The 22,037-nt window shown below is 64.6% G+C and carries 13 protein-coding genes; 5 read left to right on the top strand and 8 right to left on the bottom strand.

Features of this window, described 5'->3' with window-relative positions; all coding sequences use genetic code 11:
- Positions 1-175: 175 nt before the first annotated feature.
- The 5 genes from ACDK93_RS15545 to murD all read left to right on the top strand — a co-directional run bounded on the left by ACDK93_RS15545 (position 176) and on the right by murD (position 7,662).
- Positions 176-1,690, top strand: coding sequence for a fumarate hydratase (locus ACDK93_RS15545; protein WP_458069820.1), 1,515 nt, complete (start codon positions 176-178; stop codon positions 1,688-1,690).
- Positions 1,691-1,880: 190 nt separating this feature from the next.
- On the top strand, positions 1,881-4,454 hold the full coding sequence (locus tag ACDK93_RS15540) for a bifunctional aspartate kinase/diaminopimelate decarboxylase (RefSeq protein ID WP_458072489.1): 2,574 nt from the start codon (positions 1,881-1,883) through the stop codon (positions 4,452-4,454).
- Positions 4,455-4,541: 87 nt separating this feature from the next.
- A complete protein-coding gene (locus tag ACDK93_RS15535) occupies positions 4,542-4,946 on the top strand; it encodes an endonuclease domain-containing protein (protein WP_458069818.1) in 405 nt (134 codons plus the stop codon).
- Entirely contained in the window at positions 4,943-6,304 is a 1,362-nt protein-coding gene (gene murL, locus ACDK93_RS15530) for a UDP-N-acetyl-alpha-D-muramoyl-L-alanyl-L-glutamate epimerase (RefSeq protein WP_458069817.1), read from the top strand. Before ACDK93_RS15535 ends, murL begins: the two co-directional genes overlap by 4 nt.
- Positions 6,304-7,662, top strand: coding sequence for a UDP-N-acetylmuramoyl-L-alanine--D-glutamate ligase (gene murD / locus ACDK93_RS15525; protein WP_458069816.1), 1,359 nt, complete (start codon positions 6,304-6,306; stop codon positions 7,660-7,662). The genes murL and murD overlap by 1 nt, the downstream gene beginning before the upstream one ends.
- A gap of 14 nt (positions 7,663-7,676) precedes the next feature.
- Here the strand turns inward: murD and ACDK93_RS15520 are convergent, their stop codons facing one another.
- The 8 genes from ACDK93_RS15520 to ACDK93_RS15485 form a co-directional block, all read right to left on the bottom strand.
- Positions 7,677-8,195, bottom strand: coding sequence for a DUF4019 domain-containing protein (locus tag ACDK93_RS15520; RefSeq protein ID WP_458069815.1), 519 nt, complete (start codon positions 8,193-8,195; stop codon positions 7,677-7,679).
- Between the two features lie 99 nt (positions 8,196-8,294).
- Positions 8,295-8,447 (bottom strand): hypothetical protein, encoded by a 153-nt coding sequence (locus tag ACDK93_RS15515; protein WP_458069814.1) that lies wholly within the window; start codon positions 8,445-8,447, stop codon positions 8,295-8,297.
- Positions 8,448-8,661: 214 nt separating this feature from the next.
- Positions 8,662-10,713 (bottom strand): M13 family metallopeptidase, encoded by a 2,052-nt coding sequence (locus tag ACDK93_RS15510; RefSeq protein ID WP_458069813.1) that lies wholly within the window; start codon positions 10,711-10,713, stop codon positions 8,662-8,664.
- Positions 10,714-10,915: 202 nt separating this feature from the next.
- Entirely contained in the window at positions 10,916-12,664 is a 1,749-nt protein-coding gene (locus ACDK93_RS15505) for a DUF3300 domain-containing protein (RefSeq protein WP_458069812.1), read from the bottom strand.
- Between the two features lie 206 nt (positions 12,665-12,870).
- Entirely contained in the window at positions 12,871-16,677 is a 3,807-nt protein-coding gene (locus ACDK93_RS15500) for a translocation/assembly module TamB domain-containing protein (RefSeq protein WP_458069811.1), read from the bottom strand.
- Between the two features lie 14 nt (positions 16,678-16,691).
- Entirely contained in the window at positions 16,692-18,470 is a 1,779-nt protein-coding gene (locus ACDK93_RS15495) for an autotransporter assembly complex protein TamA (RefSeq protein ID WP_458069809.1), read from the bottom strand.
- Positions 18,471-18,688: 218 nt separating this feature from the next.
- Entirely contained in the window at positions 18,689-21,310 is a 2,622-nt protein-coding gene (locus ACDK93_RS15490; protein ID WP_458069807.1) for a glycosyltransferase family 2 protein, read from the bottom strand.
- A 231-nt stretch (positions 21,311-21,541) separates the two neighbouring features.
- The gene (locus ACDK93_RS15485) at positions 21,542-22,009 is read right to left on the bottom strand and encodes a Dps family protein (RefSeq protein ID WP_458069806.1); all 468 of its coding nucleotides are present in this window, start codon (positions 22,007-22,009) and stop codon (positions 21,542-21,544) included.
- Between the last annotated feature and the right edge of the window lie 28 nt (positions 22,010-22,037).

The raw sequence follows: 22,037 nt of genomic DNA, 5'->3' as shown, positions 1-22,037 counted from the left end.
AACCATGGCACTTGCTCGCCCTCGCTGGCAAGCGCCTCGCGGGGGCCATCGTCCAGTCAGAATCGCGCCGGCCGCTTGCGGCACAATAGGCGGGTGGTGCGCGGCCGATCAAGGCGATGCACGACACTTTTCCCCTTCACGCCGACCCGCACGGCCTTTCCTCAAAAGTCGCCTCATGACCATCATCAAGCAAGCCGATCTGATCCAGTCCGTTGCCGATGCGTTGCAGTACATCAGCTATTACCACCCGGTCGACTACATCAAAGGACTCGCCGCCGCGTATGAGCGCGAGGAGAGCCCGGCCGCCAAGGATGCGATGGCGCAGATCCTGATCAACTCGCGCATGGCCGCGGAAGGGCATCGGCCGCTGTGCCAGGACACCGGCATCGTGACGGTGTTCGTCAAGGTCGGCATGAACGTGCAGTGGGATGCGACGATGTCGCTGGACGACATGATCAACGAGGGCGTGCGCCGCGCCTATAACGATCCGGATAACACGCTGCGCGCCAGCATTCTGGCCGACCCGGCCGGCAAGCGCACCAATACGAAGGACAATACACCCGCGGTGATCAACGTCAGCATCGTGCCCGGCGACAAGCTCGACGTGATCGTGGCGGCCAAGGGCGGCGGCTCCGAAGCGAAGTCGAAATTTGCCATGCTCAACCCCTCCGACTCGATCGTCGACTGGGTGCTCAAGACCGTGCCGACCATGGGTGCCGGCTGGTGCCCGCCCGGCATGCTCGGCATCGGCATCGGCGGCACGGCCGAGAAGGCGATGCTGATGGCGAAGGAGTCGCTGATGGACCCGATCGACATCCAGGAGCTGATCGCCCGCGGCCCGAGCAATCGCGCGGAAGAACTGCGTATCGAGCTTTACGACAAGGTCAACGCGCTGGGCATCGGCGCGCAGGGCCTGGGCGGCCTCACCACCGTGCTCGACATCAAGGTCAAGGATTACCCGACGCATGCGGCCAACCTGCCGGTAGCACTGATTCCGAACTGCGCGGCCACGCGCCACGCGCATTTCGTGCTCGACGGCTCCGGCCCGGTCGCACTCGATCCGCCGTCGCTGGAGGACTGGCCCAAGCTCACCTACAACCCGACCAACGCGCGCCGGGTCGATCTCGATACGGTGACGCCGGAAGACGTGGCCAGCTTCAGGCCGGGTGAAGTGCTGCTGCTCAACGGCAAGCTGCTCACCGGTCGCGACGCCGCGCACAAGCGCATGGTCGAAATGCTGAACAAGGGCGAGCCGCTGCCGGTCGACTTCAAGGGTCGCTTCATCTACTACGTGGGCCCGGTCGATCCGGTGCGCGACGAAGTGGTCGGACCGGCCGGTCCGACTACAGCTACGCGCATGGACAAGTTCACCGAGCAGGTGCTGGCGCAAACCGGCCTGCTCGGCATGGTGGGCAAGGCCGAGCGCGGTCCGGCGGCGATCGAGGCGATCAAGAAACACCGCTCGGTGTACTTGATGGCCGTGGGCGGCGCCGCGTATCTCGTCGCCAAGGCGATCAAGGCATCGCGCGTGGTCGGCTTTGCCGACCTGGGCATGGAGGCGATCTACGAGTTCACCGTGCAGGACATGCCGGTGACGGTGGCGGTCGATTCGCTCGGCACCTCGGTGCATCAGACCGGACCCAAAGAGTGGCAGGCGAAGATCGGGCGCATTCCGGTGGTCGTGGCCTAACGATCTGCCGGCATTTTCGCGTCATTCATCTTTGGATGTCTAAACGTCTAAACATCCATTGCATCGAAACCATTGCCATTTTTCCTGTGCAGCGCAACACTGGTGAGATGACCTTTCCCATCGCCGACAATCAAAGACCGTGAGCCAGAACCCTCTTGCACCTCTGCCCGCGGGCGCCCCGTGGATCGTGATGAAGTTCGGCGGCACCAGCGTGGCGACGCTGCCGCGCTGGCAGAACATCCTCGAGCTGGTCGCCAGCCGCCGCGCCGAAGGTGCGCGCGTGCTGGTGGTGGTATCTGCGCTGACCGGCATCACCGATGCGCTGAAACAGATGTGCGCGCAGACCGCGGCGGACCTTCGCCTGCTGTCGGCGCAGGCCATCGCGCAGCGGCATCATGAGCTGCTGGGGCATATGCAGCTGGCACTGCCGGAGACGCTGGCAGCGCGGCTGCACGACCTGGAAGGGCTGGCGGCGCACGGCAACGGCGACCTGGCCTGGCAGGCTCAGGTGCAGGCGCATGGCGAGCTGATGTCCAGCGCGCTGGGCGCGGCGTTTCTCAGCGCCAATGGCCTGACGACCGAGTGGCTGGACGCGCGCGAATGCCTGGAGGCATTCACGCTGCCGAACCAGAACGAGCGCACGCGTCTGCTGTCGGCCATCGTCGATTCGCAGCCCGATCCGGTGCTGTCGGCGCATCTGGCCGCGCGCGGCGAGGTGTTCATCACCCAGGGTTTCATTGCGCGCGAGGGCGTCGATCCGGACGATGCGTCGAACAAGGGTGGTCGCACGGTGCTGCTCGGTCGCGGCGGCTCGGATACCTCGGCCTCGTATTTCGGCGCGCTGCTGAAGGCGCTGCGGGTCGAGATATGGACCGACGTGGCCGGCATGTTTACCGCGAATCCACGCCAGGTGCCGGGCGCGCGCCTGCTGCGCCGGCTCGACTACGAGGAAGCCCAGGAAATCGCCACCACCGGCGCCAAGGTGCTGCATCCGCGCTGCCTGTCGCCGCTGCGGCTGCCGCGTGTGCCGCTGCTGATCAAGGACACCAACCGACCGGAGCTGACCGGTACGCGCATCGGCCCGGAGCTGCGCGAGGAGGCGCCGAGCATCAAGGCGATCAGCACGCGCAAGGGCATCACCCTGGTGTCGATGGAGTCGGTCGGCATGTGGCAGCAGGTCGGCTTTCTGGCCGACGTGTTCAACCAGTTCAAGCAGCACGGCCTGTCGGTGGATCTGATCGGCTCGGCCGAAACCAACGTCACCGTATCGCTGGACCCGACCGAAAACCTGCTCGACTCCGACGTGCTGGCCGCGCTGGCCACCGATCTGGCGAAAGTCTGTCGGGTCAAGGTCATCGCGCCCTGCGCCGCAGTAACGATGGTCGGGCGTGGCATGCGTTCGATGCTGCACCGGCTCAACCCGGTGATGGCCGAGTTCGGCCAGCACCGGGTGCACATGATTTCGCAGTCGTCGAACAACCTCAATTTGACCTTTGTGGTCGATGAAAACGTCGTCGACGGCATGCTGCCGCAGCTGCACGAGCAGCTGGTGCGCGCCGGTGCCATGCGCACCGACGATGCCGATCTGTTCGGCCCGACGTGGGAAGGCATCTACGGTGCCGAAACGGCCCCGCACGATGAGGCCTGGTGGCTCAACGAACGCAAGAAGCTGATGCAGCTCGCCGGGCAGCGCAGCCCGCGCTACGTGTATCACCTGGGCACCATCCGCGAGCGCGCCCGCGCGCTGAAGGCCAAGCTGCCGGTGGATCGCTTGTTCTACGCGATCAAGGCCAACTCGCATCCGGCGATCCTGCGCGCGCTGGCCGACGAAGGGCTGGGGCTGGAGTGCGTATCGCCCGGCGAACTGGCGCGCGTCGCCGACACCGTGCCGGCCGCGACGCCCCGGTTGTTCACCCCCAACTTCGCCCCGCGCAGCGACTATCGCGACGCGCTCGAGGCCGGTGTGATGGTGACGCTCGATTCGCTGCACCCGATGGAGCACTGGGTCGAAACCTTCGACGGCCACGACATCAGCCTGCGCATCGATCTTGGCCGCGGCTCCGGTCACCACGACAAGGTGCGCACCGGCGGCAGCACCAGCAAGTTCGGCCTGCCGCTGGATCAGCTCGATGCCTTCGTGCATCTGGCCACCGCGCGCCACGCGCGCATCGTCGGGCTGCACGCGCATCTGGGTTCGGGCGTGCTCGAACCCAATCATTGGGCCGAGGTGTATGCGCAGCTGGCCAGCCTGGCCGAGCGCATTCCCAGCGTGGAGTTTCTCAATATCGGCGGCGGGCTTGGCGTACCGTCGCATCCCGGCGAGCTGCCGCTGGATCTGGACGCCGTGGGCGAGGCGCTGGCCGAGGTCAAGCGACTGTATCCGCGCTATCAGCTGTGGATGGAACCCGGCCGCTTCCTCGTGGCCGAGGCGGGCGTGCTGCTGGCCAAGGTTACCCAGCTCAAGGGCAAGGGCAGCTGGCGCTATCTCGGCGTGGATGCCGGCATGCACAACCTGATCCGGCCCGCGCTGTACGACGCCTGGCACGAGATCGTCAACCTCACGCGCTTCAACGAACCGGCGACGGCGATGTATCAGGTGGTCGGCCCGATCTGCGAATCCGGCGACGTGCTCGGCAGCGACCGCCGCCTGCCGGAGAGCCACGAGGGCGACGTGGTGCTGATCGCCACCACCGGCGCCTACGGCCAGGTGATGTCTTCACCGTACAATCTGCGCGGTACGGCAGAAGAAATCATTCTGGACTGATTACCTCCTCTCCCCGTTGGGGAGAGGACTGAGGTGAGGGGCCAACCTCGCGAGTGATTACCAACTGGCAAACGGAGCGCTTCAGGGATGAAATGCCTCAACGTGGACCGAGCGCGCGAGCTGCGCGCAACAATGACGGATGCGGAGCAAAGGTTGTGGCGCTATCTCCGCAATCGACAGCTGCAGGGATTCAAATTCCGCCGACAACATCAAATCGGCTGTTACATCGCCGATTTCGTATGCACGGAGGCAATGCTGATTGTCGAGCTGGACGGCGGGCAGCATCTTGGGCAGATGGAATACGACGAGCGCCGCACGCGGCAACTGAAGATCATGGGCTACAACCTTCTGCGTTTCTGGAACAATGATGTGCTGACGGATACCGAAAGCGTGCTTGAGGTGATTTTGACTACTTTGGCCAGCCCGGCCCCTCACCCCAGCCCTCTCCCCGACGTGGAGAGGGGGCAGGCAGCGGCGGAGATTGAAGAGTGACGATGACCATCCAACCGCGCCTGACCCAGGTGTTTCGCTTTGTTCGTCACGCCTACGCCGATGGCGTGGTCGAGCTGGTCTATGCATTCGACGACGGCGCCGAGCTGATCGAGAAAATCTATTTTCCGAAGCTAACGCCCTTCGGAGGTGAGGGGACATGGTCGCCTCAGCGCCAACAAGCCTTCGATGCTGCCTTGAAGATGCTGCATCTAATCGCCGGCGTCAGCTACTACAAGGCCGGCGTGCCGCCAACGATTGAAGTGGCGGCGGGTCCCTCGGATGACGCGACGGCCAATGTGCTCGACGCGCTGTATCTGCATGGTCTGGCGGAGTTCGCGTATCGCAACGGCCTGGATTTACACGGGCGGATAGCTTTTCCGCGCGGCGGTTCCGCGCCATCTGCCGCGCCATCGTTGGGTCTGCCCAAGCGCACCCTGGTGCCGATCGGCGGCGGCAAGGATTCGCTGGTGGCGGTCGAGGCGATCAAGGCCGTCGGCGGCGACGCGACCGCCGTATGGGTCGGCAATTCGCCCTTGATCGCCGCCTGCGCCGAGCGCACCGGTTTGCCGATGCTCAATATCCAGCGCGAGCTGGCGCCCGGGCTGTTCGAGCTGAACCGGCTCGGCGCGTGGAACGGGCACATTCCGGTGACGGCGGTGAACTCGGCGATCCTCGCGGTGGCGGCCGTTCTGTACGGCTACGATTCGATTGCCTTCGCCAACGAGCGTTCGGCCTCGGTCGCTACGCTGGAATACGACGGCCTGCAGGTGAACCACCAGTGGAGCAAGGGCTACGCGTTCGAGCAGCTGCTGGGCGACTGGCTGCATACGCACGTGGCGGCCGATCTGGATTACTGCTCGCTGCTGCGCCCGTATTCGGAGCTGGCGATCACCCGCGCCTTCGCCAGGCTCACGCCTTACTTCGACACGTTTTCCAGCTGCAACCGCAACTTCAAACTGCTTGGCCCCAAGCCGGCCGATCGCTGGTGCGGGCACTGCCCGAAATGCCATTTCGTGTTTCTGGCGCTGGCGCCGTTCCTGTCCAAGCCGCGCCTGCTCGGCATCTTCGGGCGCAATCTGCTCGACGATGAAACGCAGTCCGCGGGTTTCGATGCGCTGATGGAATACCAGGACCACAAGCCGTTCGAATGCGTCGGTGAAGGTGCCGAAGCGCGGGCCGCCATGTTCGCCCTGAGCCAGCGACCGGAGTGGCAGGAGGATGCGCTGGTCGCGCGCTTCCGCGGTGAGATCCTGCCGCAGCTCGATCCGGCGCAGCTGGCGCTGGAGCCGTGGCTGCAGCCGGACGCGGAGCATCGCGTGCCGGTGCGCCTGCAGCTGGCGCTGGCGACCATCGGCTGATGCGTATTGCCGAGCTGGCCGATCGGCACGTCGCGGTCTGGGGTTTCGGTCGCGAGGGCAGGGCGACGATCGCGGCCGTACGCGAGCAGCTGCCGGATCTGCCGCTGACGCTGTATTGCACGGAATCGGAAATCGACGCCGCGCGCCGTTTCGATAGCGCGCTGGTCGTGCACGCCAAGGAACCGGACGCATCCGATCTGGCCGGCCATGACGTGGTCGTCAAATCGCCCGGTATCTCGGCCTACAAGCCGGCCATTCTCGCGGCGAAAGCGCAGGGCACGCAGTTCACTTCGGGCACGGCGCTGTGGTTTGCAGAAAATCCGTCCGCGCGGGTAATTGCCGTCACCGGCACCAAGGGCAAGAGCACCACCAGCGCGATGATCGCGCACCTCGCGCGATCGCTGGGCGTGCGCACCGCGCTGGCCGGCAATATCGGTTTGCCGCTGCTCGAACTGCGCGGGCAGTCAGCGGACCTGTGGGTGATCGAGCTGTCGAGTTTCCAGACCGGCGAAGCCGGTGCGCTGGAGCTCGGCGTCATCACCAGCCTTTACGAAGAGCATCTGGACTGGCACGGCTCGCGCGAGCAGTACGTCACCGACAAACTGCGGCTGGCGGCGGCATCACGCCAGCTGTTGGTCAATGCGCTGCAGCCGATCCTGATGGAGCGCACGCGGGACCATCCGCATCGGTTGCTGTTCGGGCAGCCGTCCGGCTGGCACGTCGCAGACGGTTTCATTCGTCGCGGCACTGATGACGTGTTTCCCTTCGCGCAGCTCGCCGCGCCCGGTCTACACAATGCGTTGAACGCCTGCGCTGCACTGGCCGCGCTGGGGGACGTCGGGATGGACGCTGTTGCGGCCGCGCCATCACTGGCGAGCTTTCGTCCGCTGCCGCATCGCCTGCAGCCGCTCGGCGAACGCGACGCGTTTCAGTGGATCAACGATTCCATCAGCACCACGCCGCAGGCGACGCTCGCGGCGCTGGAGAGCGTGCACGGCCAACCGGTGACCGTGCTGGTCGGCGGCTACGATCGCGGCGTCGATTGGACGGAGTTTGCGGTCGCGGTGGCAAAGTCGCCGCCGCATGCCATCGTCTGCATGGGCGCTAACGGCCCACGCATCGAGGCGCTGTTGAACGAGGCGGCCGTGCCTTGCCCCGTGGTGCGCGTCGACGATCTGCACGCCGCGATCGTTGAAGCGAAAGCGCGTGCCGACGCTAGCGGCGTGATCCTGCTTTCTCCCGGCGCGCCGAGCTTCGATCAGTTCAGGGATTACGCCGAGCGCGGGCGCCGTTTTACGGAGCTGGCCGGTTTCGACGCCGCGCACATTGCCGGCATCGACGGGCTGGGCATCGCCTAGTCTTTCTTGATGACTCAGTGCAGGGTGTAGCCCGTCACGCGCCAGTGCTGATCGGGATCGAGATGGAACGACACCAGCTCGTGCACGGTCTTCGGGCTGCCGGCGAATTGCGTGGCGAAAACGACGTTGATATAGGTGCCGGCGGGAACAATGGGCCCGTTACCGGACGTGCCCTGGCCATTGTAGACAGAGCTGGTCACGGTATCGAGCTTGCGCGATTTCAGCGCGCCGATCGAAGCCCGGGCGGCGCCCACCTGGGTGACAAAAACGTCACGTGTCACGATGGCCTTGGCAATGTCGGAGGCGTGGTCCCAGACATCGCCGGCCTTGTTTTGATCAACCAGCTCGGCAACTTCCGTGGCCACCTTGATCAGCTGGGGCCCCGCCCTGTCCACCATAGCCTGCAGCGATTTCTGCTGCGGGGTTAGCGCGGCAGGACTGGAGGGTTTGGAAGAATTCGGTGACGGCGTTTGCGCGTGCATTGCGCCCATCGAGAGCATCAGCAGGACGGCGAGAAATAATCTGGCGGACATCGGACGATCTCCCTCGGGAGGCATGTCGATTCGGCGTTTGCGCTCAAACGTTAGCACGCACAGCTCGCCGGACGCGCCACGCTGCAGCATGGCCGAAGGTCAAAGCGCTGTGGCATCGAATTCGGCAAACATCTGCTGCGATTCTTTCAGCTGCGCCAGCGGCGTGTGATCGCAGGCCGCGCCGAACTCGGCCCATAGCGCGCCTACCGCCGCATTGGTATGTGCTTGTGCAATGGCCTCCGTCGACCGCACGCATAACGTAGCCCGGGCGGTCCGTGATCAACTCCTCCGCCGCCAGTACATCTAGATGCTTTTTCACCGCGGCAAGCAGCGGCTCTTCCTTGCCGGGTTTGGGCGTGTAGGCAACGATGACGAAGCGTCCCATGGCGAGTCCTCGGCGGTTGGTGCGTTCAAGCTGGTGTGCAACCGACCTTCGCGGCGACGAGGCACGGTTGCACACGCCGTATTACCAGATGCGCACGCGATCATCCGGCGCTAAGTAAAGCTTCTCGCCCGGCTTCGGCGAGAACGCGTCATACCAGGCGTCGAGATTGCGCACCGTCTGTGCGCGGAAGTTGCCGGGCGCGTGGCCGTCGGAAATCACCTGCGCGCGCATCGCCGCATCGCGCGTCTTTTCCCGCCACGACTGCGCGAAGGCGAGGAAGAAACGCTGGTCGCCGGTGAGCCCGTCCATCACCGGCGCGGGCTTGCCGCCAAGCGACTTGTGATACGCGAGATAGGCCACGGTAAGGCCGGAGACGTCGGCGATGTTCTCGCCCAGCGTCTGCTGGCCGTTGATGTGCAGGCCGGGCAGCGCCTCGTAGGCGTTGTACTGCGCCACCAGCTTCTGCGTGGCGGCCTTGAAGTGCGCCTGGTCGGCTGGCGTCCACCAGTTGGCCAGCTTGCCGCTGGCGTCGAACTCGGCGCCGGTATTGTCGAAGCTGTGGCTGATCTCGTGGCCGATCACGGCGCCGATGGAGCCGTAGTTGGCGGCAGGATCGGCCTTGGGGTCGAAGAACGGCGCCTCGAGAATCGCGGCCGGGAAGTTCAGCGCATTCTGCAGCGGCAGGTTCACCGCGTTTACGGTCTGCGGCGTCATCCACCATTCGTTGCGATCGACCGGCGCGCCGAGTTTTGCCTTCTGGTGCTGGTATTCGTGCGCCTCGGCGCGCAAACGATTGCCGACCGGGTCGTCGGCCTTGATGATGAGATCGGCGTAATTGCGCCAGGTTTCCGGATAGCCCACGCCGACATGGGTGGTGGCGATCTTGGCTTTGGCCTTGGCCTTGGTCGCCGGCGTCATCCAGGTCAGCTGGTCGACGCGGCTGTCGAACGCGGCCAGGATATTGCTCACCATCTGCTGCACTTCGGCCTTGGACGACGCGGGAAAGTATTGCTTCACGTAGAGCTGGCCGACCGCATCGCCCAAGTCTCGATTCACCGCGCCAAGCGCAAGTTTCCAGCGCTCGCTCTGCGTCGGCGTGCCCTGCAGCGTGTGGCCATAGAACTCGAAGCTGGCGTCGGCATAGGCCTTGGGCAGCAGGTTGGCGACATGGTTGATGGTGTGGAAGGTCAGGAAAGCCTTCCAGGTCTCCAACGGCTCGCTGGCCACCAGCGCCGATTCGGCGGTGATGGCGGCGGGCTGCCAGACCACGATCTGCTTCTGCGTATCCAGCCCTGCGGCCTTGAAATAGGCGGCCCAGTCCAGGCCGGGCGCCTTGCTGGCGAAATCGGCGAGCGACCAGGGATTGTTGGCCTTGTGCACGTCCTCGCTGTCGACCAGGCTTTCCTGCGCCTTGGCGATCTTGGTTTCCAGATCGAAGACTGCTTTGGCTTTGTCGTCCGCATCGGCAATACCGGCATTTTTCAATTGCGCGGCGATATAGGCCTGGTACTTGGTGCGGAACCCCGCCATGTCCTTGTCGGTGTCGAAGTAATAGTCGCGGTTGGGCATGCCCAGTCCGCCCTGCAGCAGGTATGGCACGCTGTGCGAAGGGTCTTCCAGGCCCTGTGTGACGAACAGGCCGAACAGGTGTTCGGTGCTGAAATGGGTGGCGTTGATCGGGTCCACGTCGGCGCGCAGTTCGCTGCCGAATTCGGCCGCCAGCGCCTTTTTGCTGTCGATGGCGGCAATCGCTTTGAGCTGCGGCTGTAGCGGCGCGAGGCCGCGCTTTTCGATATTCGCCGTGTCCATGAACGCGGCGTAGTAGTCCGCGATCTTGCGCTGATTGGTTCCGACCGCCGCCTTGCTGGCTGCGATGGTCTTGATCAGTTCGGCGTTGCGCTTTTCCGCCTTCTCGAACACCTGCAGAAACACGCCGGTGCTGGAGCGGTCGGCAGGAATGACCGCGGTCTTGCGCCAGTTCTCGTTGGCGTAGCCGTCGAAATCATCGCCAGGCCTGATGCTATGGTCGATGCCGGCCAGGTCGATGCCCGACGGGCCACGCGGAGCGTCGGCGGCAGCGACGCTGAGGCTGCAGAGAATGGCAGTGGCGAGAATCCATCGTGGGGAAGACATGGCTCGTGGCACCTTCAGGAAAAGTGCCCCACGATAAACCGGCGAGCGGTCTTTGTGTGCATGACTGATGATCCCTCGATCGCTTCGTTGCAGCGCGGCCCCGTCCCGACGCGGCCGCTGCGCGCAGGCCAGAAAGGCTTGCGCCTATCGTGAATGCGGGTGTTCATCGGGTGGACGAGGTGCGTCCGCCCGATGAACTCTCTCAGTGATGCTTGTCGTCCTTGTGCCGTTCGGCCGGATGCGGAACAGCGTGGCCGCCTTCATGCTGAGCCTGCGGGTGGTGAGGCGCAGCCGGCTGATGCATGGCTTGCTGAAGCGGTTGCTCGATCGGCTGGCGCGGCGGCGACATGGGGCGCTGCATCTGGCGCGGGGCGATCGCCTGATGCTCCGGCTGGCTTGCCCGCTGCGGCTGGCTGAAGCGCTGCGCTTCGGCGGGCCGCGCAGGGACGTGCGGCTGAATGCCCGCGTTCCCATGCTGTTGCGGAGAAAAGGCGGCCCCGCGGATTGGCGCGACGGGGTGCTGTGCGGCATTGCCCACCCTGTTCATCGGCCCGCGGTCGGGCTGCGCCGTCGACACGCCGTGCTGCATGTCGGGCATGTTGGAGTGGGCGAAACGGTCGGGTGCCGCGTGACCGGCGGCGCGCTCGCTTTGCGCGGTGGTCACACCCGGGCGAGGGACGCCATTGAAGTGCGGCATGCTCATCGGGGCGTGCGGCGCACCGGCGACGTTGCTCCGAGCGACGCCGGGATTTCCCGCAATGCCGCGCGCGCCGGGCTCGCCATGCAAACCGCGCTGGGCGGCGTTGGCGCCAAAATCGGGCGCGTTGGCCGCGCCGCGCTGGCCGAATCCATTTGGACGTCCGTTTGCCATCGCGCCAGCCGGACCGACGCCGGGACGATTGTTGACCACCGCGTTGCCGACGTTGCGATTGTTGTTGACGGTGTTGACCGTACGGTTGTAGCTATTATTGGTGACGTTGCGATTGATCACCGTGGAGGAACGCGAAACGTAGGTGTTGTTGTTGTAGATCACGGCAGGGCGTCCGCCACCGCCGTAGCCGCCACCATAACCACCGCCGCGATGGCCGCCCCAGTTCATGCCCCAGTTGTTCCAGCCGTAGCCGCGGTCATGGTGGTGGTCGAACAGCGAGCCGACCAGGATGGCAGCACCGAAACCGATGGCGCCCGCCACGATCAGATCGCCTCCGCCGTAGCCGCGCGGCTGCTCGTAGGTATAGCCAGGGTAGTAGGGCACGTCTCCGCCGTAGACGACCTGCGGGTTGTATTCGGGTACGTAGACCGTATCCGGATTGGTCGGCTGGATCTCGATCACCTGGCTTGGCGCGGGCACCACGGAATACACCGGCTGGCCGCCGTTGGTCGCGTAATCGACGGGCGTGGCCGACTGCGTTTGAACGGTCAGCTGCGAAGAGGTTTTCAGACTGCCGTGGGATGACGCGCGCTGGCGCATCACCTGGATCGCATTCATCACGTCGGTCGGGTCATTGACGTAGGCCTCGCCGAGTGCGGTGGTCCAGTCGATGTTCTTGGCCATCTGATCGAGCACGCTGGGGAAAACGGTCAGCCCCTTGACGCTGGGATCCCAGGGCTGCTGCGCGATCGCGGTTTGTAGAGCGTCTCCCTTGAGATTCGGGTTTTGATCGACCACGCCGTCGGCGGCGGTAATCTGATCCGGGTAGGTCGAACCCGCAAGCACTTGCGCCACCAGCTTGTCGGGAAACAGGGCGATGGGTGCCACCATCTGATACAGCTGATCGGCGCTCGGCGGGGTGTAAGCCGCCTGTTGCGCGCCGGCGGCAGTTTGCGCGGGTGCCGGTGCCGAGGCAGAACTGGCCGGCGGCTGTGCTGGTGTTGCCGGCTGATTGCAGCCTGCCATAACTACGAAGCCTGCGCAAAGCAGGGTATACATCGCGTTTCGTGCAAGCGGCATGCGGGTCACGGTGCAACCTCTAAGGTGGAAGGGTCAGGGGAAAATGCTGCGATGGGGTTTCTTTCAGTGGCGTTCTGTCAATGTGTCGACCCACCCAAGACGACCGGCGAACGCCGCAGCGTGGTTCATCCGCACCGATGTCCGACCGCCGGTGAGGGTTGCAGGGAATTATCAGGGCGCGATTTGAACGGTTGCTGTCGCGATCACTACCGCTCGTAGCGATAGTTCAGGCTGGCGCGGTTGAAGTCGGTGGCGTTCTGCGCCTCGAAGTTCCAGCGCTGGGTCAGCCGATAGCGCAGGGTGATCACCTGACCGGGGTCGAACAGGCCGACCCCGTAACTCAGATAAAGCCGTGGCGACAGGTACTTGCCCACGGTAAACGCCGAACTGCCGTTCAGCGCATCGCTGCTGGTGACCCCGATATCGTCAACCCCAAGGCGCGTGCCGATGCTCTTGGCGAGCAGATTGCCGCCGGCTGAACCCAGCGCCTGCGCGGCCGAACTCACCGCGCTGCCTTCGCCGCCCTTGACGTCGGACAACGGCTTGCCGGTGATCAGGTACGACAGCGCATCGGACTGCTGCATGACCGGGTTGGAGAAGACGGTGATGCTGGGCCGTTGCGCGGTGCCGGCAATCAGCAGTCCCACGACCTGGCCGTCGTCGATGGTGTTGTTAGGGTTGATCTTGCGCACCGCGCGGATGTTCAGGCCGGGGTTGTCGATCGGCGTGGTGGCGAACAGCAGCTGGCCGTTCTCGATCTGCAGATTTTGGCCATAGGCTTTGTACGTACCGTCAATGCCGATCTGGCCGCGGCCCGTGGTGGCGCGCCCTGGCGTTTCGCTCACCGTGAGCTGACCGCTCAATCGGCCGTCCAGTCCCTTGCCGGCCAGGTGCGTCTTGCCGCCGAGGTCCACCTTCACCTGCGCGCTGATTGGCAGCGAAGCGTCGGCCCGCTCTTTATCCTGCTGCTTCTGATCGACCAGCACGATGTCCGGCGATGCCTTGGTGGCGCCGGCGCCGGGCAGCTTTTCCAGATTGATGTCGGCGCTGTCCAGCGTGACGGCGCCGCCGACGGTGATGCCCTTGGCATCCTGATGAATGCTCAGATCCGGCGAAACGACCACCTTGGCCGCGGGAATATCCGCCGCCGTGAACTGGCTGCCCTTCAAGGTCACGAGGGTCTGCGCCGAGGTGCCGAGGCCGATGTTGCCGCCGATTGCCAGGGAACCTTTACCCGATTGCACCGTGCCGTCCAGTCGGAAATCCTGGCTGTCGAGCGCGCTGACGACGAGCTTGCCCTGGGTCAGCTTGAGTCCGGCTACCGGCACCTCGGCGGCGAAGCCGCTGAGCGTGGCGTTGCCCAGTACTGAAGGCTGCTTGAGCGTGCCGGCGAGACGAAATCTGCCGCCGAGGGCACCCTTGACGTTGGCCAGGTCGCTGGTAAGCAGCTCGACAAAGCCAAGCCGGTTGAGGCGCAGATCAAGCTGGCCCGCCAGCGCCTGCTGCGCACCGCTCACGGTCATTTGGCCGTCCAGACGTCCGCCGCTGTCCAGGCCGGCATGCAGTTCGACGTGTTGGCTGTCGGGCGACAGCGTGGCATTGATGGCCAGTTGGTCGTACGTGATCAGCGGTGCTTCTGCATGATCGGTATAGGTGACTCTGCCATGCGCCGAAGTCATCGACGCGCTGCCGCTGAGCGCACCGGCGGCATTGCGGCGAATGCTGCCGTTGCCTTCCAGCGTGCCGTCCGCGCGCATCGGCAGGTTGGCTTCGCCGGCGGCGTTCATCAGCAGGGCCAGAGGCAGCTGGCGCAGGCGATAGCTGGCGTCGAGGTTGCCTGCCTTGTCCTGCCTGGCCTGCACGCACAGCAGCGGATCACCGGCGCTGAGGCAGGCTTCGGACAGGCTTATGGCACCGCCGACATACGCCAGCTGCGAGGGCTGCTGCAGGCGCAGACCCGGCAAACCTTGCGGCTGCAGGGTGAGCGTGGACAGCGTGCCGCGCCAGTCCGCACCCTTCAACGAGCCGCTCAGCGCCAGCGTCGCCGAAAGCTGCGTACCGCGCGCATCGAGATTCAAACTGTGCTGCGCCGCCGTGCCGCTGGCCAGCAGGCTGATCTGCGAAAACAGCAGGCCGCCGGCGTTGACGCCGTGCAGCTGCAGGTTGAACTTGCCGCCGGGGTTGCTGATGTCCGGCACGTTGGCGTCCAGCTGCAGCCCGGTGACGCGCTGCTGCTGGTAGGCGATGGATTGCCCCTGCAGCTGACCATCGACGACAAGCTTGGGTTGCCGGCCGCGAATGTGGAATGCGCCATTCAGACGGCCGCCGGCATCGGGCAGCCAGTCACCCAGCGAGGTCACGGCGAGGTTCAGCGCGATGTCGTTGGCGGCGGTGGCTCCGGTGCCGGACCTTTTCGCGTTGATGCCCACGGTGCTGCCGCCCGAGGCCAGGTTGAGCTGACCGTCGACGACTTCGTCGGGCGAAAGATGCAGGCTGCCGTCACCCTTGATCGCGCGCTGGCGCAGCGTGCCGCTGAGCTTGCGGATTTCCAGCGTCACGTCGGGGCGGTTCTGCGGCAGGGTGCCGTGGCTGGCAATGTCGAAGTTCAGCGATCCGTTCCAGTCGGCCAGCAGCTGGCCGGGGTCGAGCTGGTCGGCGGTGGCGTCGACCTGCCAGGCCAGCGCTGGCTTCAGGGTCAGCGTGCCATTGACCTGCATGCCGCCGCGGGCCTGCTTCAGCGCCAGCGTGTGCAGCGCGATCTGCTGCGCCGTGCCGTCGAGGTTCAAGGCCAGCGAAGCCAGCTTGCCCGGTGGCCCGATCGCGACATCGCCTTCGGCGTGGTAGCTGTTGGCGCTGCCCTTGGCTTTCAGCGTGCCGTGGCTGGCCAGCGGCTGGCCGACCAGCTCGGCTGGCAGCTGCAGATCGTTCCACTGGATGGCCAGATCCGCGCTGACCGGCTGCGCATCGAGTTGCACCGTGCCGCTGGCGGTGACGCTGCCCTTGATCTGCGGCGAGCCGAGGTTGAGCTGGCGCAGGGTCAGCGTCTTGAAGTCATGGCTGAACTGCACGCTGAGCGGCTGCAGCAGCAGCGTGTAGTCGTTGAGGCCGAGCGTGCCATCGAGATCGCCGCTGTAGCGGTCACCGTTACCCTGCAGCGAAACGGCCAGCGCGGTGAGCGAGCTGGCGCCGATCAGCGGCTTCGGATCGAAGCTTGGCGCGTCGAGTTTGGCCGTCCACATGAAATCGCCGCTTTGCTGAAGATCGAGCTGCAGCTGCGCGGCCGTCGGCTGCGTCAATTGGAAATTTACGTGGGCGCGCGAGCCGTCGCTGTGCGCGGCGAGGCTGCCCGCGTAGTCCGTGCCAGCGACCTTCCAGGCAAAGCTGGCGCTGCCGTCACCCTGGTAATTTTTGCCGATCGCCAGCTTGCCGCCGAGCGCGGCGTGGCCGTCCGGCGACTTTAGATCGAGCTGGCGCAGTTCGATGCCGTTGGCGGTCCAGCTGCCGGCCAGATCAAGCGTGTTGGACGCGAAGACCGGTTGGCCGCCTCGAGTGATCCTCACCGTGCCGACGTGCACGCGGTCGAGCAGCACGTCGAGCGGTGGTTTCAGGGAAAAAGTCGAGTCGCTTTTGGCTGGCGCGGGAGCGCTGGGTGCCAGGGTCACGTTGACGCCGTCGGCGTCGACATCGAGCACGTGCAGCTGTTTGCTCAGCAGCGGCCAGACGCGCAGGTCCAGATGCGCCCTGGCAACCTGCGCATCCAGACCGCTGCCATCGCGATAGCGCACGCCGGCGAGATCCAGTGGCCCGATCAGACGTCCTTCGGCCGACTGTACCTGCAGCGCGCCGCCGGTGGCCGCTTGCGCACGCGCGAGCGCAAACCGCAGGCCCGATGACGTGCCGAGCAGCCACGCGCTGGTCACAACGATCAGCACCAACAGCAGCAGCACGAACGCAACGACCCACCGCAGCCAGCGATGGTGCGGCGGCTTCGCCGGGGTGGCGGGTGGATTCATGCTGCCGACGTTGCTCATAGATCCGGCCCGATCACCAGATGCAGTTCGAGACCGCTCTGGCGCGAGTTGTGGATGGGGGTGCCGACATCGACGCGGATCATGCCGACTGGCGACAGGTAGCGCACGCCGAGGCCGGCACCGATGACGGGGCTGAAATCGGTGCCGGTGAAGGCGTTGCCCGCGTCGACGAACGCCGCCATGCCCCAGGTACGGGTGAAATAGTGTTCGACTTCGGTGCTGGCAACGAGAAGGTTTTCACCACCGATCACGCGGCCGTAGCTGTTGAGTGGCCCGACCTCCTGGTAGGCGTAGCCGCGGATGGAGCGGTCGCCGCCTGCGAAAAAGCGCAGCTGCGGCGGCAGCGCGGTGAAGTCGTTGGTCCAGGTCACGCCGGCGGTGCCGCGCAGAATCAGTCGATTGCGGTCGTTTGCGCCAAACGCGTCGATCCATTTCGCATCGGCCATCAGCTGGCTGAAGCGCGCATCGGACAGGAGCGTGCCGGCGGTGCTGCTGGCGGAGAGGCTCAGCGACCAGCCGTGGTGGACAAAATTGGGATTGTCGACCTTCTTGCGCGACAGCGATGCCTCGCCGAATACCTCGGTGCTGCGGCCGTGCTCGATGCCCGGCGTACTGTCCGGCTCGTTGCCGATCTTGCCCACGGTGAACGTGCCGGACAACGCATGCATGCCCAGCGTGCGCGTCCAGCCGTGCCACAGCTCGGTCTCGTTGGCGACCAGCTCCAGCGTGCGCGACTGCGAGGTAACCGTGTTGGAATCACGGTAGGTAGCGCCGTAATTGAGGCTGCGTTGATTGGCGCCGGGCAGCGGCACCGTATACAGCGTAGTCAGCGTCTTCAGGCGCTGCGCCAGCACAACCTCGTTCTTCCACTTGTGGCCGCGGTCGTTGACCCAGCGTCGTTCGATGCCGGCACGAACGCCCACGCCGGTGTCGGTGCCGATAAACGGACCGCCGGTATAGATCGTGCGCTTGGCCGGGGCCAGCTGCACCGTAATGTCGACCACGCCGTGCTTGGCGGTGTCCACATCGGGCAGCACGTTGACGACCGAAAAATAGTCGGCGCCGTTCAGCGCCTGCTGCAGCTGCAGCAGCTGGTCCTGAGAGAAATAGTCGCCGGGCTTGAACGGAACGTAGCGATCGAGAAAATCCTCGCTGAATTGCGAATTGTCGAAGTGCACCTGGCCGTAGCGATAGCGTCGGCCGGCCTCCCACGAAAGGTTGATCACCGCGCTGTGCTCCGCACGATTCACTTCGACCCGGTGCGTGACCAGCTTCGCATCGAGAAATCCGTTGGCGGTGAGGGAGCCACTGATGCGGTCGCGCAGGTCGTCGTAGGCGCCGTCGTTGAGCGGCTGACCTTGCTGGCGCTCCAGCGCGCGCATGGAACGGCGGATCGGCGCAATATCGGATGCCCGTTTGTCCATCGTGAGATGGACGGCGGTAATTTTCACCGGCGCACCGGGGTTGACGTGCAAGGTGACCTTCCAGTCGCTGCCGACCTGAGTGATATCGCCGGTGGTTGTCGCGTCGTAGTAACCGTAGGGCGCAAGCGCTGCCTTGATCTGGTCGGGCGCGCGCTCGTAAAGCCGCCTCGCCTGCGCCGCGCTGATATCGCGCGCAGCGTACTGGGACAACTCCACGCCGGACGTCACCGCGCCCTTGAGCGTGTCGTCCACGCCATCCACCGTCAGCTGCACTGCCGCGTGAGCCAGCGGCGTCGACAGCAGCAGCGAAAAAGTCAGCAAAAGTGGCGGGCGTCGTGAAAATCGGCGCATGCGGGGGGTTCCGTCCTCGTTGGCTTTGACACAGCGTGGCGTCGAACTTACTTACACAAATGTCCGCGTTGTATGAAAGTAACCCGGCGATACAGAACTCATCAGTGCAGCACCGATGAGTTCATGACCTTTCTCGAAGGATTGCGTACGCCGCGGCATCGGCCGCTGGCGGGCCATGCCGGGTAACCGTCGATGGCATGCGCCGCCGCGGCGAGCGGTCAGCCCGCCTTGTCGCCCGCACGATGGGCGATCCATGCACCGGCAACCGCCGAGAAATACGGAATCGACTGCGCGCACAGGATGAAAATCCACAGCTTGCCTTCGATCAGGTGCGAGGCGTAGCCCATGGCGATGCCGACCACGCACATGCTGATGGCGAAGGCCATCATCATTTCTTCGCGCACCGGTGCGAACGCCGCGAAGCTCGATTCGCCCAGGCGCCGACTCTTCGCCGTCACCACGAACGAGGTTTTCTCGCGCGTGAGGCCGTGCAGAATGCCGCGGGCGATCGCGTGACTCAGGCCCATGCTGGCCAGCGATGCCATCAGCGTGTCGTACCAGCTGCACGGCACGCGGGCGCGGTACAGCACGATGCCGAAGATCGCCTTGGCGAAGAAGAAGCCGATGATCGGAATCAGGAACAGCTGCATCGGCAGGCTGAACAGTTCGGGGAAGGCAACCATGCCAGCGGTCCAGAAAATCGCCATCAGGCTGAAAAGCAGATGCAGGGCGTCGGCGAACCAGCTGAACCAGCCGGTGAGGAAGTGGAAGCGCTGGCTGCCGGACAGCGGGCCGGGCTTGGTCATCCAGCGCCAGCGGCCTTTGAGGATCTGCATCGCGCCGAAGGCCCAGCGGTAGCGCTGGCTCTTGTACGCCTTGAAGTCGGCCGGGGTCAGACCCTTGCCCATCAGCTCGTCGACGTAAACCAGGTCGTAGCCGGAGTGCATCAGGCGCAGGCCGAGCTCGGCGTCCTCGCAGATCGTCCACTCGGACCAGCCGCCGGTGCCTTCCAGCGCCGAACGTCGCACCATGGTCATGGTGCCGTGCTGGATGATCGCGTTGCGCTCGTTGCGGTGATGCATGCCGATGCGGAAGAAGCCGTCGTATTCCCACGCCGTCATGCGGCGGAACGTATTGTTCTCGAACTCGCGATGCGCCTGCGGGCACTGCACCACGGCGACCTTGGGGTCGTGAAAGTGGCCGGTCAGTGTGGCCAGCCAGTCGCTGCGCACCTCGTAGTCGGCGTCGATCACCGCCACCACGTCGGCGGCCGGGTCGGTCTCCTTCAGGCCGAAGTTCAGCGCGCCGGCCTTGAAGCCCGGCCACGGTTCCAGATGGAAGAAGCGGAAGCGCTTGCCGAGCTGCTCGCAGTACGCCTGCACCGGCTTCCACACGTCCGGATTCTTGGTGTTGTTGTCGATCACCAGCACTTCGAAGTTGGCGTAGTCCAGCGCGGCCAGCGAGTCGAGCGTGATGATCACCATCTCCGGCGGCTCGTTGTAACAGGCCAGATGGATCGACACGAACGGCTGCTTTTCCGGGCGATCCGGCCGCAGCATGCCGGCACTGCGCACCCACTGGCGGCGCCACAGCACTTCGGTGAATTCGAAGCCGTTGATCAGCAAAATGGCCAGGATCGCGATCTGCGCCGGGAACAGCAGGGCCAGCATGGTCCAGTCGATCCAGCTCAGATAGAAGTTGAACGGCAGCGTCGCCGACCAGGTCAGCAGTCCGCAGGCCAGCTGGATCAAGGCGCAGAAAAACAGCCGGCCCATCGGCTTGAAGCGGCTGAAGCGACGGGCGAACCAGATCATCGGCAGCAGCGCCAGGAGGCTGGCCGCCAGCGCTTTCCACGGCCAGCTGGTGTCCTCAATGATGGAGCCGGTCAGCGGAAACTTCAGCTGGCGATCGGCGTTGAACACGCCCCAGTAGGCGCCGGTGCGGCCTTCGCCGAGATTTTCTTTCCACGGCTGGTCGAAGGCTTCGAACAGGTAGTAGTCGATGTTTTCTTTCTTGGCCTCGTTGAGCCACAGGCGGTCGAAAATCGCCTCGTTGGAGATCGACGGATAGGACTGTTTCTGCCGATCGCCGGCCGACGGCCAGCCGACTTCGCCGACCACGATGTGCTTGTTCGGGAAGCGCTGCTGGATCGCGTGGTAGGCGCCAAGCGCCTCTCCAACAGCGTCGGACTTGCCGTCTTCTCTGCTGGACACGGTAACGCCGTTCCAGAAAGGGAACAGGTGAATGGTGATGAAGTCAACGTGGTCGGCGAGTTCCGGATATTTCAGCCAGATGAATTCGGGCTCGGCGATTGATACAGGCTGATGTAGCGCAGCGCGTACGCGATCGGCGTACGCCATCATCTGTTCAGGCGTGAGGTCATTACGAAAAAGCACCTCGTTGCCCACAATGACCCTATCAATCGTGCCGGGGTAGCGGCGAGCCTGGGCGATCAGCGCATCGATTTCTTTTTCATTGCCGTCCAGACCTTTGAGGATCTGCGCACTGGCCATCACCTTCAGGCCTTCTCTCTCCGCCAGTCGGATGACTTGCGGATTTTCCAACATGCCGTAAGTAGAGATGCGGGAGGTGTAACGACTAAGTAGCTTGAGGTCGCCGTCGATCTGATCGTCGCTTGGGAAATCGTGGTTGAACGGGTTCTGGTAACGCTGGAAGCCCGAGTACGCGAAACCGCCGATCTGACCATGCCAGTCCCCCGGCCCGTTGGGCAGGTTACCCCACCACCACAAGCCGATATTCAGGGCGGCCACGACCAGCGCAATCGCCAGGGCGGAGAGAAGCGGGTACCTGCTGTCTTGGTTTGTTGCCGTCGCGCTCAAAAAAATTCCCGGAAAAGCCTGCGTTAAAGCGCATAAGCTCGGGAAGCTTAACCAATACAGGGAGGCAGGCTCAACCAAGCTTGCCCAGGATGGTCAGCGCGAGGTCAGGACGGGCGGGGAAAGCGCCGTCGGACACGTGTTTAATGATTGCCGGGAGCCGGCTGCCGAGATGAAAACGGCGCCATCGAGTAATGGCGCCGCTGGGCGATTAAGCGGAAGTCTCGTCGGCTCTTATTTCAGCAGCGAACGCAGCATCCAGGCGGTTTTCTCGTGCTCTTTCAGGCGGCCGGTCACCATATCGGCCGTGCCCTCGTCGCCCGGGCCATCGGCGGCTTTTATGGTTGCGCGGGCGGTGTGCGCGGCAATCTCGTGGCCTTCGACCAGCTGGGCGACCATCTCCTTCCAGTCCGGCACGCCCGCCTCTTCCTTGATCGAGGTGAGCTTGCCGAACTGGCTATAGGAGCCGGGCGCGGCTACGTCAAGCGTGCGGATGCGCTCGGCCACTTCGTCGGCGGCCAGCCACAGCTCGTTGTATTGCACCTCGAACATGGCGTGCAGCGAGTTGAACTGCGGGCCGGTGACGTTCCAGTGGAAGCTGTGGGTCTTCAGATAGAGCGAGTAAGTATCGGCCAGCAGCTTGGACAGGTGCTTGGCGATGGCTTCACGATCTTTTTTGTCGATGCCGATGGAAATGGACATGTCGTGCTCCTTCCGAGGTGAAGTCTCT

Source organism: Rhodanobacter sp. BL-MT-08 (genome assembly GCF_054161255.1).
This window is presented reverse-complemented; position numbering and strand designations above follow the sequence as displayed.

What these genes read in the sequence shown, in the direction of transcription:
- ACDK93_RS15545 (WP_458069820.1), top strand. Translation starts at nt 176, where the DNA reads ATGACCATCATCAAGCAAGCCGATCTGATCCAGTCCGTTGCCGATGCG.
- ACDK93_RS15540 (WP_458072489.1), top strand. Translation starts at nt 1,881, where the DNA reads ATGAAGTTCGGCGGCACCAGCGTGGCGACGCTGCCGCGCTGGCAGAAC.
- ACDK93_RS15535 (WP_458069818.1), top strand. Translation starts at nt 4,542, where the DNA reads ATGAAATGCCTCAACGTGGACCGAGCGCGCGAGCTGCGCGCAACAATG.
- murD (WP_458069816.1), top strand. Translation starts at nt 6,304, where the DNA reads ATGCGTATTGCCGAGCTGGCCGATCGGCACGTCGCGGTCTGGGGTTTC.
- ACDK93_RS15520 (WP_458069815.1), bottom strand. Translation starts at nt 8,195, where the DNA reads ATGTCCGCCAGATTATTTCTCGCCGTCCTGCTGATGCTCTCGATGGGC.
- ACDK93_RS15510 (WP_458069813.1), bottom strand. Translation starts at nt 10,713, where the DNA reads ATGTCTTCCCCACGATGGATTCTCGCCACTGCCATTCTCTGCAGCCTC.
- ACDK93_RS15505 (WP_458069812.1), bottom strand. Translation starts at nt 12,664, where the DNA reads ATGCCGCTTGCACGAAACGCGATGTATACCCTGCTTTGCGCAGGCTTC.
- ACDK93_RS15500 (WP_458069811.1), bottom strand. Translation starts at nt 16,677, where the DNA reads ATGAATCCACCCGCCACCCCGGCGAAGCCGCCGCACCATCGCTGGCTG.
- ACDK93_RS15495 (WP_458069809.1), bottom strand. Translation starts at nt 18,470, where the DNA reads ATGCGCCGATTTTCACGACGCCCGCCACTTTTGCTGACTTTTTCGCTG.
- ACDK93_RS15485 (WP_458069806.1), bottom strand. Translation starts at nt 22,009, where the DNA reads ATGTCCATTTCCATCGGCATCGACAAAAAAGATCGTGAAGCCATCGCC.